Source organism: Candidatus Omnitrophota bacterium (assembly GCA_034717435.1).
GTDB lineage: Bacteria > Omnitrophota > JAUWXU01 > JAUWXU01 > JAUWXU01 > JAYELI01.
Map to the genome: position 1 here is coordinate 1 of JAYELI010000034.1, position 11,926 is coordinate 11,926.

At 44.2% G+C, this 11,926-nt stretch carries 10 protein-coding genes, 3 tRNA genes, 1 other RNA gene and 1 pseudogene; all 15 read right to left on the reverse strand.

The features are described 5' to 3' along the window. Positions 1–142 precede the first annotated feature (142 nt). Positions 143–1,477 (reverse strand): replication-associated recombination protein A, encoded by a 1,335-nt coding sequence (locus tag U9Q08_02480; protein MEA3328590.1) that lies wholly within the window; start codon positions 1,475–1,477, stop codon positions 143–145. Between the two features lie 21 nt (positions 1,478–1,498). After that, positions 1,499–1,688: non-coding RNA, 6S RNA (ssrS, locus tag U9Q08_02485), on the reverse strand. Positions 1,689–1,736: 48 nt separating this feature from the next. Next, entirely contained in the window at positions 1,737–3,788 is a 2,052-nt protein-coding gene (gene pheT, locus U9Q08_02490; GenBank protein MEA3328591.1) for a phenylalanine--tRNA ligase subunit beta, read from the reverse strand. Positions 3,789–3,795: 7 nt separating this feature from the next. Then, positions 3,796–4,809, reverse strand: a complete 1,014-nt coding sequence (gene pheS / locus U9Q08_02495; protein ID MEA3328592.1) for a phenylalanine--tRNA ligase subunit alpha — start codon at positions 4,807–4,809, stop codon at positions 3,796–3,798. Positions 4,810–4,817: 8 nt separating this feature from the next. Beyond that, positions 4,818–5,504, reverse strand: a complete 687-nt coding sequence (locus U9Q08_02500; GenBank protein MEA3328593.1) for a TrkA family potassium uptake protein — start codon at positions 5,502–5,504, stop codon at positions 4,818–4,820. Between the two features lie 16 nt (positions 5,505–5,520). Further along, on the reverse strand, positions 5,521–6,882 hold the full coding sequence (locus U9Q08_02505; protein MEA3328594.1) for a TrkH family potassium uptake protein: 1,362 nt from the start codon (positions 6,880–6,882) through the stop codon (positions 5,521–5,523). Beyond that, complete coding sequence (gene rplT / locus U9Q08_02510) at positions 6,879–7,241, reverse strand: 50S ribosomal protein L20 (protein MEA3328595.1); 363 nt, start codon at positions 7,239–7,241, stop codon at positions 6,879–6,881. Before rplT ends, U9Q08_02505 begins: the two co-directional genes overlap by 4 nt. Positions 7,242–7,310: 69 nt before the next feature. Beyond that, positions 7,311–7,508 (reverse strand): 50S ribosomal protein L35, encoded by a 198-nt coding sequence (rpmI, locus tag U9Q08_02515; protein ID MEA3328596.1) that lies wholly within the window; start codon positions 7,506–7,508, stop codon positions 7,311–7,313. A gap of 20 nt (positions 7,509–7,528) precedes the next feature. After that, the gene (infC, locus tag U9Q08_02520; protein MEA3328597.1) at positions 7,529–8,044 is read right to left on the reverse strand and encodes a translation initiation factor IF-3; all 516 of its coding nucleotides are present in this window, start codon (positions 8,042–8,044) and stop codon (positions 7,529–7,531) included. A gap of 7 nt (positions 8,045–8,051) precedes the next feature. Continuing rightward, a pseudogene (thrS, locus tag U9Q08_02525) lies at positions 8,052–9,743 on the reverse strand (threonine--tRNA ligase). 108 nt (positions 9,744–9,851) lie between these two features. Further along, positions 9,852–9,928, reverse strand: a tRNA-Val gene (locus U9Q08_02530). A 166-nt stretch (positions 9,929–10,094) separates the two neighbouring features. After that, positions 10,095–11,009, reverse strand: a complete 915-nt coding sequence (locus tag U9Q08_02535; protein ID MEA3328598.1) for a HEAT repeat domain-containing protein — start codon at positions 11,007–11,009, stop codon at positions 10,095–10,097. A gap of 18 nt (positions 11,010–11,027) precedes the next feature. Continuing rightward, positions 11,028–11,333, reverse strand: coding sequence for a hypothetical protein (locus U9Q08_02540; GenBank protein ID MEA3328599.1), 306 nt, complete (start codon positions 11,331–11,333; stop codon positions 11,028–11,030). A 196-nt stretch (positions 11,334–11,529) separates the two neighbouring features. Beyond that, a tRNA-Leu gene (locus U9Q08_02545) sits at positions 11,530–11,614 on the reverse strand. A 16-nt stretch (positions 11,615–11,630) separates the two neighbouring features. Beyond that, a tRNA-Cys gene (locus tag U9Q08_02550) sits at positions 11,631–11,705 on the reverse strand. Positions 11,706–11,926: the final 221 nt, after the last annotated feature.

Sequence of the window (11,926 nt, forward strand, 5' to 3'; positions counted from 1 at the left end):
GGGAATACTCAGGACTTCCTTCGGTCGCTTACGCTCCCTCAGGATGACACCTATCTTAAAAAGAACAAAATTAAGGACTTGGGGAGTGTGCAGTTTTAAACTTTAAACTGTGCAGTTTTAATTTTTAGATAACAGATAATCTCTATGGGGTTTTAGGGCGGGCAGCCTGGTTATTCAGCCTTTCTTTGATTACCTTTTCATAGCCAATACCGGTTGGTTTATAGAATACCTTTTTTTGAGAAAGATAGTCCTGTTTTACAAAATGGCCTTTATAATCGTGAGAATACTTATAGCCCTTGCCGCGGCCTAATCTCTCTGCCCCGGGATAATGCGAATCTTTAAGAAATTCAGGCACGTTTAATCCTTTTTGTTTCTTTATATCCTCTGTTGCTGCTTCAATAGCCAGATAAGATGCATTGCTTTTAGGCGCAGAGGCAATATAGGTTACTGCCTGAGCCAGGGGAATCCTTGCTTCAGGCATACCTACAAATTCTGAGATCTGAAGGGCGGCATTAGCCAGGATTAAGGCCTGAGGATCGGCATTGCCCACATCCTCAGCAGCACAGATTACGATCCTGCGGGCAATAAACCTGGGGTCTTCCCCGCTATAGAGCATCTTTGCCAACCAGTAAAGCGCTGCATCCGGATCTGTTCCCCGCATAGACTTGATAAACGCAGATGCGCTGTCATAATGCCCATCTCCACCTTTATCATAGACAACCATCTTTTTCTGGATAGACTGCTCGGCTACCTTGCTGGTATAATTTATAACTCCGTCTTTATCAGGATCAGTGGTCAGGGCGCCTATCTCCAGGGCATTAAGCGCACGGCGGCAGTCACCTCCTGAAACCCCGGCTAAATGCCTCAACGCATCATGTTCCATGTTTATCGCCAGGCCTCCCAGGCCTCTTTGTTTATCGCTTAAGGCAGCGCGTAATACGGTCATCAGTTCATCGGCGGTTAATGGATTTAACTCAAAGATCAAGGAACGGGAAAGCAATGGTGAGACTATCGAAAAGAACGGATTATGCACCGTGGCCCCGATCAGAATTACATTGCCCTGTTCAACATCAGGCATCAAAACATCTTGCTGGGCTTTATTAAAACGGTGGATTTCATCAATAAATAAAATGGTCCGTTGATTATTTAAGGAACGGCCGCGTTTTGCCTTGATTATCGCCTGGCGGATGTCGTTTACGTTTGAGACAGCGGCATTTAAACAGATAAACTGCGCTTTGGTAATGTTGCTTATTACGTAAGCCAGAGTGGTTTTCCCGCTTCCCGGCGGCCCGTATAAAATGAGAGACGATATTTTATCAGCCTGGATAGCCCTTCTGAGCAGTTTCCCTTTGCCGAGGATATGCTTTTGGCCGATAAATTCTTCGAGGCTGGTGGGTCTCATCCTGATTGGTAACGGAGAGTTTTTACTGCGGTTGGAAAGGTTGATTTGTTCAAAAAGGGTTGGTTCGTTATTCATTGATAAAATCTTTGGCTATTAAAAATCCCCGCCCAAAGCCGTGTGAAATGATCATCTTTGAACCCGTGCATACAGGTGGGTATCCTCTTTAGATACTTCTTACTTCCCCTTGTTGAAACCAGGGGCCTGTAATCTATACCTAATCTCAGATTCCCTTATCTAATTTGTTGGAACAAGATGTATCAAATCAACTCGCGCAGGGCAGGGAATTTTATCTGTTAAAAGTATACCATATTTTTTAACCTGCTGCAAGCATTATTTATCTGATCCGAGCGCCCAGTTTCTTCTCTAAGTCCTGCCGAATTTTAGAATGCACCTGGTCTACTTCTTTAGTTGTCAATGTCCTGTCAACAGCCTGGTATTCAACAGAATAAGCAAGGCTTTTGCAGCCCTCGGGAACCTGTTTCCCCCGATAGACATCAAATAAATCCACCCTGTTGACCAACTTACCGCCGGCAGCCCTGACCAGGCTAATCACCTCTCCGGAGGCAATGGCCTCCTTGACTACCACGGCTACATCATAACAAACAGCGGGGTATTTAATAACTGGTTTGAATTTCTTTTTTAGCACGCTATGCGAAACTAATTTATCAAAATTACACTCAAGAATATAAACCGGGCTGTTTAAATCAAAATTGTCAAGCAAATCTTCGGCTGCTTCCCCTAGATAACCGATATAATCGCTGCCGATCTCCAAACAGGCTGAACTGGCCGGGTTTAACCAGGGATACTGCCGGTCAATAATCCTATAGTCAGTTATTTTCAAATCCGCCAGACAGACTTCCAGCAGGCCTTTTAAATCATAAAAATCAAAAGGCCCCCGTTTTACCCTCCAGCTCGGCAGTTTTTTCCCGCTAAAGGCAATTGATAAATTCAGTTGTTCGACAGGCAGTTTTTTAACTCCTTCGGGCAGGTAGACCCGGCTGAGCTCAAAGATCCTGACATCATCTATTCTTCTATCTTTATTGCGGCTAACCGTGGTTAACATTCCTCCCAATAAACCGGGCCGCATAATTTCCTGTTCTCTGGTCAAGGGATTTTTTACAGAAACAACTTTTTCGTTTTGCATGTTTATTTTTTTGAGCGTATTACGGCTGATCAGGCTGTAATTTATAATCTCGCTTAACCCTGCTGATACTAAAAGTCGGCGGACTTTTAATTCGACAGATTTAGTCAAATCCTGCTTAAGAGTGCTAACTTTAATCTTCGGGGTAACCACCGGGATATTTTGATACCCGTATATCCGGCCGGCCTCCTCGATCAGGTCTATTGGCCTGGTTAGATCCCTGCGAAAGGACGGTATCTCTACCTCAATGGCCTTATCGTTAGCAATGACGGCCTTCAGGTCCAGCCGGTTAAGCAGATCGCAAATGCGCTTAGCGGATAATTCCACTCCCAGGGTCTGATTTACTTTAAGGGGATCTAAGCAGATTTTTTCTCTTTCGCAGATTTTTTTGCCGATATCTACAATAGTCCGGTCTATTTTTGCGCCGGCTAATTTTTCCAGAAGGTGACAAGCCCTGCTAGAAGCTTCGGCTACCGCCTCCAGGTTAATTCTTCTCTCAAACCGGTAGGAAGATTCGGTGACTAACCCCAGTTTTCTGCTGGTCTTTCTTATTAAAATAGGATCGAAATATGCACTTTCTAATAAAACATTTTTAGTCCCTGGATCTACCTCGGAATTTTTTCCTCCGATAATGCCGGCCAATGCTGCCGGCCTGTCTTTATCGGCTATTACCAGCATTTCCGGATCAAGCTCTATCAGTTTCTGGTCAATGACCAAGAGTTTTTCTGTCTTTCTGGCCCGCCTGATAAATAATTTAGATCCTTTTAACTTATCATAGTCAAAAGCATGAAGCGGCTGGCCATATTCCAACAAAACAAAGTTAGTGATATCCACAATAAGATTTATCGGCCTCAAACCCACTGCTTCTAATCTTTCCTTCATCCATTGCGGGGTTGGCCTCGGCTCTAGATTTGTAACCAAACGAGCTGTATATCGCGGGCAGCCACGGGGGTCTAATATCACTGCCTCTATTCTTTGATCTTTGATATCCACCGCTTTACTTATAGAACCAGGCGGCAGGCTTATTGGTTTAGCAGTTATCGCACCTGCCTCCCGGGCCACACCAAGCACGCTTAACCAGTCCGGACGATTGGTAGTAACTTCTAAATCCATAAGCCAATCTCCGGCTGTTGTCTTTTCTAAAGACGTAACCTCCAGCCCTCCCATCGTCAGTTTATCAGCCAGTTTATCCGGAGAAATATCAGACTTTAGATAATCTTTCAGCCAGTTATAAGTTACTTTCATACAGCCTCTAAAATTGTTCTAACAGCCTTAAATCATTCTCAAACAATAAACGGATATCGTCTATTCCATACTTCAACATAGCAATCCGTTCCACTCCCATACCAAAGGCAAAACCAGTAACCTCCTCTGGATTATATCCTACCGCTTTAAACACAGCCGGGTCAACAAGGCCCGCCCCCAAAATCTCAAGCCACCCTTTCTGCGAACAAACCCGGCAGCCGGCACCTTTGCAAATTATACAGGATATATCTATCTCTGCGCTGGGTTCGGTAAAAGGAAAATAATGAGGTCTGAACCTCATCTTGATCTTCGAGCCAAACATCTGTTTTAAAAATACAGTTAAAATACCCTTTAATTCTGCAAAGGTTGCCTTTTTATCTACCATTAATCCTTCTACTTGATGAAACATAAAAGAATGGCTGGCATCAGTAGCATCAGGACGGAAAACCTTTCCCGGAGCAATCACTGAAATAGGAGGTTGCCTTTTTTCCATAACCCTGATCTGAACTGTCGAGGTCTGGCTGCGCAGAAGAAAATTATCGGTGGTATAGAATGTGTGAAAGGTCTCTCTGGAAGGGTGAAAAACAGGCATATTCAGGGCTTCAAAATTATAATATTCTGTTTCTATCTCCGGCCCTTCTACCAGATGAAACCCTAATCTTGAGAAAATCCCGGCTATCTGCTCAATAATCTGAGTGATCGGATGGGAGTGGCCGATATCCGGCAAAACCCCGGGAAGACTGATGTCTATTTTCTCCTTTGCTGCCCGGCCAGGCAATTGTTTTAAAAACCCTTTCTTGAGTTGTATCTGCCGGGATATCTTTTCCTTGACCCGATTGGCTGTCTGTCCGACCAAGGACCGCTCGCTTAAGGAAAGCATCCCTATTTTTTTTATGACCTCAGAAAGCTTTCCCTTGCGACCAAGGTATTTTCTTTCCAGATTTTCCAAGTCCTGTTTGCGGCTTACCTGCCCTATCCGGCCCAGGGCTTCTTTTTCTATCTCCTTCAAATATTCTTTCATTAAAAATATTAACCTTTCTTCTTTAATTTTTCTATATCTTTATTGCTGCCGATTATTATCAGGACATCATCTTCTTTGATTATGTAATTGGCTTCCGGCAGGATATTCACTGACTCCCTGACCTCGGATTTCCCTTCTTCGGTAACCACGGGTTCTTTCCTTCTGATCGCAATAATCGTAATGCCGTATTTTGCCCTTACTCCTAATTGCGCTAACGAACTTCCGGTAAACTCCCGGGGCACCGCTGTTTCCATAATACTGTAATCCGAGGAAAGGTCGATTTGCTCGATTATCCGGGGAGAAACAAGGCTATTAGCCAGTTTTATTCCCATATCGCGTTCGGGGAAAACCACTTTTGTCGCGCCCACCTTTTGCAGTACTTTGCCGTGAAGGCCGTTAACTGCCTTGCTCACAATCTCGCTTATCCCTATTTCCTTCAAGGTCAAAGTGACCAAAATGCTTGCCTCCAGGCCTCCGATGCCCACTATGGCACAGTCTACATGTTCAATGCCGACAGCCCTTAAACCCTTCTCGTCAGTAATCTCTACCTGAACAGCCTGAGTAACATACGATGAGGCCTCCTGGACCTTTTCAGCAAGAATGTCTATTGCTAATACCTGATGGCCCTTCTCGCTCAAAATCCGAGCCACGCTTAACCCAAACCTTCCCAGACCGATCACTGCAAATTGTTTCATCTCTATCTCCTCCTGCCTATCCAACCATAATTCTTTCTTCGGGATATCTATAAATTACTTTTTCTTCACGCAAGGCAATCGCCAGAGCTAAAGTCAGCGGTCCGATTCTGCCGGCATACATCGTTAGAATAATCAACACCTTGCCCAGGCTGGTCAAATTAGAGCTCAGGCCTGTGGATAACCCTACGGTTCCGAAGGCAGAAGTTACTTCAAACAGCATAGGCAAAAATGAGTTTGACGACCGGCCGACATTTTCTCCTTCTACCACGGAAAGGGCCAGGCTGAACAATAAAATCCAACCCAGGGCCATCAAAAAAACCACCAGGGCTTTACGAACAACATCTTTAGGGATGGTTCTTTTAAAAATCGAAACCTCTTTCTTGTTCTTGATCATAGCCCAGAGACCGGCCGCCACCACCCCGAAAGTAGCGGTCTTTATCCCGCCGCCGGTCGAACCCGGCGAGGCCCCGATGAACATCAAAAACATCAAGAAAAACAAAGTTCCCATCCGCAGCGCGCCGATATTTATAGTATTGAATCCGGCTGTCCGGGAAGTAACGGATTGAAAAGATGACACTAAAATTTTGTCCTTAAAAGAAAGGCCCTTTAATGTATTTTGGCCTTCTGAAAATAAGAAAAAGATTATTCCAATCAGAATTAAAAAAACGGTTAATGTCAGGACTACCTTGCTTTGAAGGTTAAGCGTTTTAAAAATAAAGGCCTTATTCCTGCGCCAGAATTTCAGTTTTCTCGTATCCATTAAAACGACAAAACCCAGCCCTCCAAGAATGATCATTATGCTCATCACCAAAATGACATACCAATCACCCCGATAACCGGCAAAGCTATCGGAAAACAGGGAAAATCCGGCATTGCAAAATGCTGAAACGGCATGGAATACTGACCACCAGGCGGCTTGTTTAATTGAAACACCCGGGCCTTGAATCCACCTCAGAAATAAAAGACCGGCGCCTAAAAGCTCTATCCCAAAGGTAAAGCATAAAATGTACTTGACCAATGTGGTTAAGCCTTCTATTTTATGGCGGCCTAAAGCGCTCTGGACAATAACGTTTCTCCTGATGGTCAATTTTCTGCCCAACAGAACAGCAAACAGGGTGGACAAAGTCATTATCCCCAACCCTCCGCACTGGAACAGGAGCAATATTATTGCGCGGCCGAACGGCGAAAAGAAACTTCCCGTATCCTTGACTATTAACCCGGTAACACAAGTAGCGCTGGTAGCGGTAAAGATCGCGTCGATAATATCTATCGTTTCCCGGCCCTGAATAGATATCGGCAAACTCAATAAGACAGTCCCGATTATAATAACCAGCAAAAAACTTAGGGCCACTATCTGGGGAGGACTTAATTTGTTCATTTACCCCTGGACTCTTCTTTAGCTATTTTGGCCAGTTCGGCAAATGCCTTTTTACCATTAACGGCTAACTCGGCCAGCATCTTTCTGTCCAGAGCTATCTTTGCTTTCTTGAGACCGTCAATGAAATTACTGTAAGAAATGCCGTTTTGATTGGCCTGGGCATTTATCCTGATTATCCAAAGTCTCCTGAAATCTCTCTTCTTTACTTTTCTGTCTCTATATGAATAGGCCAGCGCTTTTTGAACTGTTTCCCGGGCAGTTCGATAAAGCCTGGACCTTCCACCCCTGTACCCCTCAGCAAGCTTTAAAAACCCTTTTCTTCTCCTCCGGGAGGCAGGTGACTTTTTTACTCGCGACATATCTTCCTCCTTAGCTATATTGTTATATTGCTATATCAATATAACAGTATAACAGTATAACAATTTAATTTATTTATAGAGTATCAATCTTTTAATCCTGTTTTGATTGCTTTTATCTATTAACCCCGGAGAGCGCAATGCCCGTTTTCTCTTGCCGGATTTCTTGGTCAATATATGCCCCCGAAACGCTTTACTCCTTTTTACCTTGCCTGTTTTGGTAACCTTAAACCTCTTAGCTGCACCCCGCTTTGTTTTTATCTTCGGCATGTTATCTCCCTGTTGCTATTTTAGTTCGGGACAATAATAGTTATTAAAATCTTTCTTTCCCGATAAGGACCTCTTTCTACACGGCCGGTTGCCTCCAGGTCTTTAATCAAACGTTTAATAATCCGATTCCCCAGCTCAAAATGGGCTATTTGCCTGCCGCGAAATATCATTGTAATCTTAAGCTTGTTATGGTGTTCTAAAAACTTTTGGGCACTGCGAAGCTTCACCTGGTAATCATGCTCTTCGATAGTAGGGCGAAACTTTATCTCTTTAAGGCCTGCTGACTTTTGTTTCTTCCTGGCTTCCCGCTCTCTCTTCCTCTGGCTGTATTTGAATTTGCCATAATTCATAATCCGGCAAACAGGAGGAGCAGCCTCCGGCGCTACCTCAACTAAATCCATATCTTTTTGTTCAGCCAACTTTAACGCCTCGGGAGTCTTCAAAATGCCCAGTTGTTCTCCTTCAGCTCCGATAACTCTTAGTTCTCTAGCCCGAATTCGGGCATTAATCCTTGTTTCTTTAGCGATGTTTATCACCTCCTTTTCATTTTTTATTTACAATCTTTTCGTTTACCTTCTTGATAAAATCACTCAGTTTCCGGCTGTCCTGATCCCTACTGCTTCTTTCTCTGACTGAAATATCCTTATTTTCAATTTCCCTGTCGCCGATTACTGCCATATAAGGTATCTTTTGAGCAACGGCCTCCCTGATCTTATAGCCTATCTTTTCATTACGCAGATCCAGGCTGGTTCTGACGCCTCCGCTTTCCATCTCTGATGCCGCCTTTTTTGCATACTCGATATGACGATCGGCAATAGACATAACCCTTACCTGTTCAGGAGATAACCAGACAGGAAACGCGCCGGCATAATGCTCGATCAGGATACCGATAAATCTCTCTACTGAGCCAAAGGCTGCCCGATGGATCATCACCGGCCGGTGGGATCGGCCATCCTCTCCGATATATTCAAGATCGAATTTCTCAGGCATAGAAAAATCAACCTGGATAGTACCGCACTGCCAGGTCCGATCTAAACAGTCCTTGATATGAAAATCTATCTTGGGCCCATAAAAAGCGCCTTCGCCTTCGTTGACTTTGTAATCTACCTTGAGACTGGCCAGGGCATCTTTCAGGGCATTAGTCGCCTCTTCCCAGATCTGATCAGAGCCCATAGAATCCCGGGGCCGGGTCGAAAGCTCAATATTGCAATCTTTAAATCCCACTGCCTGGTATAAGTAAAGTATCAGTTCGCTTACCCTGATAATTTCAGCGGTTACCTGAGAAGGCATGCAGAATATATGGGCATCATCAATCATAAATGCTTTAACCCTGAATAGGCCGTGCAGGACGCCGGAAAGCTCATGCCGGTGGACCAGGCCTAATTCAGCCATTTTTATCGGTAGTTCCCGGTAAGAATGCAGATTTTCTTTATAAAACAACAGTCCTCCCGGACAATTCATCGGCCGGAGGGCAAAATTTTCCTTCCCAATAGCAGTAAAGTACATATGTTCGCGATAGTGGTCAAAATGCCCGCTTTGTTTCCAAAGCTCCTCCTTTAAAACCAAGGGAGTCTTGATCTCGACATATCCCCTCTTTTTATGCTCCTGTCTCCAGAAGTCCAGCAATACCTGATAAAGGATCACTCCTTTAGGGTGGTAAAAAGGGAAACCCGGGGCTTCGTTATGAAAACTGAATAATCCTAACTCTCTGCCAAGTTTACGGTGATCTCTCAGTTTGGCCTGCTCCAAGGTTGTCAGATATTTGTTCAATTCCTCATCTGTCTGAAAAGCCGTGCCATAAATACGCTGGAGCATGGGGTTGGATTCACTGCCCCTCCAATATGCCCCGGCTATGCTTAACAGTTTAAATGCCTTGACCTGGCCGGTAGAATCCAAATGCGGACCACGGCAAAGGTCTGTAAATTTTCCCTGTTGATAAATCGAAACTTGATCAGATTTTATTTCGTCGATCAATTCCAGCTTATAGGTTTCGTTCAATTTTTTAAATAGGCTAATCGCCTTTTTCTTGGGAATCTGCTGATAGGTAAATGACAGGTTGCGGCTGATGATCTCCTTCATCCTATTTTCTATCCTGGCCAGGTCCTCAAGGCCAAAGGCCAGCCCTCGGTCAAAATCATAATAAAAACCGCCTTTGATAGCCGGGCCAATGGCCAATTTTGTTTCCGGATAAAGCTCCTTAACCGCCTGGGCCAAAATATGAGCAGCGCTATGCCTTAAAATATCTAAGTTCAATTCATACTTCCTTTAAGCCATAAGTTTTATGTCATAGGTTGTAAATTATACTTATGACTTACGACTTATAACTTATGACTTTTATAGTTATGGTGGGCGGTACTGGATTTGAACCAGCGACCTTTTGCATGTCAAGCAAACGCGCTAACCAACTGCGCCAACCGCCCCCTTATAAATTGTTAAATTGCTAAATTGCTAAATTGGACAATCAATTTTAATTAATTTCGATAAGACTCTTCGTTGAAGATTCTTCTAATCTCTATATATTTCTTTTACGAAGTATCAATTTAACAGGTTAGCAATTTAGCAGTTTATTTAGCCGGGTTAAGCGTCCTATTCCAACAGATCTTTGTTATCTTCCCACCACTGCTGCCAATTATTATATCCCTTGATGTTCCTGCCGGTAATGCTAACCAGCGAATCCTGGCTATAGACAACCACATCTCTATATTCGTCGTTTAGCGATTTGATCAAAGCCGGGACAGCACTATTTGTCCCTACCTTGCCCAAAGAGAAAGCACAGCTTGACCTAACCTGATGAGCATGATCCTCTAACAAAGCCTCGGCTAAAAACGAAGAAGCTTCACGGTCGCCAAGTTCAGCTAAGGCATCAGCGCAAGCCACGCGGACCCCTGTATCTTTATCGTCAAGCAATACCTCACACAATGAACTGAGGCTGGAAACATCCCCTAAGATGCCTAACGAATTGGCGCTGGCTACCCTCACCTCAACATCCTCATCGTTTTTTAAGGCCTTGAGCAGCGTAGAAACTGCCTCTCGGTCCCCGAGTTTTCCCAAGGCGGTAGCAGCAAATACCCGGGCGATCGAAGCATCATCTTTTTTAACAACCTTTACTAACGGCGTAACGGCTGAGGAGTTTCCAAGTTCTCCCAGGGCCCGGGCGCTAAATGCCCTCACTCGAGAGTTCTGGTCGCTTAAGGCCTTAATCAGAGAAGGGACCGCTGAAGCATCACCGATAATACCAAGCGCTTCAGCACAACACATCCTGGCAAACCTGTTATCGTTATCACTAAGAGCAAAACAAAGATCGTTTACCGCGGGCCGCCCGATTCTTGTTAATTTCTTAGTTGCCTTCTGCCTTTCTTTAACGCTTTTATGCTCCAATTGTTTTACCAGATCATCGATCTTTTTCGGCAATTTCGTATCATATTTTTCCGCTGCCGGTAAATTCAGCGCAAACAACATAAAAGCGCTTATTATTAAAAATACTGTACAAAATTTCTTCATTTCCCGCCTCTCTTTCTTTTAATAATCCAACTTTTCAAATTCAGCGATCGGCTGCCATTCTTTAAATTTTCCCACCAATACATAACGAACATCCAGTTCTGTTTCTTGCGGGAAAACTATAATGCCGATGAAAAACCGGTCTCCTATTCTGCCGGCATAATCGAGCCTTCCCTGGGGAAACTTACGGGCGTATTTCTCCAGAACATCCCTAACCACACCCGGTATCTCCGGTTCTCTAAATGCCGGACAATGAGTTACAAACAGAAAAACAGACAGGAGGGCTACGGCAATCAATCCTGTTACAACAGCAAACCTTTTATTCATGATCGTCTCCTTTCCAAATCTCACCCGTCGCTCGCGCACATCTGAAGTGTTCGCTCGCTCCTTAAGGGGAAACCTAACGGTTTCCCCTTAATATTCCTCTTCCCTTTCAGTTCAAAAAAGTCTTTGCTTTAGGGGAAAAATCCTTTTTCCCCTAAAACCCCTTTTGTGGGTTCTCGTTCCTCATCGGTTTAAATAGTGCCGGGAGTGGGACTCGAACCCACACGGAGCTAGGCTCCAACGGATTTTAAGTCCGTACTGTATACCAATTTCAGCATCCCGGCTGCCAAAAATTTCCTCTGGAGGCGCGAGTCGGAATTGAACCGACGCATAAGAGTTTTGCAGACTCCCGCCTTACCGCTTGGCTATCGCGCCAAAATCAACTACTATTTTTAACACACTGCCCTATAAAAGTCAAGATTGGAAGCTCGTTTTGTTATTTAAAAATTAAAAGTGCACAGTTTTAGAGCGATTTAAGTTTTAAAAGTGCGCACCTTAACCGAAATTAAAAATAATAACGCTAAAAAGGTCATTCTGAGGCCGAAGGCCGAAGAATCTCAGAAAACACGGTTTTATGGGAGATCCTTCGGTCGCCC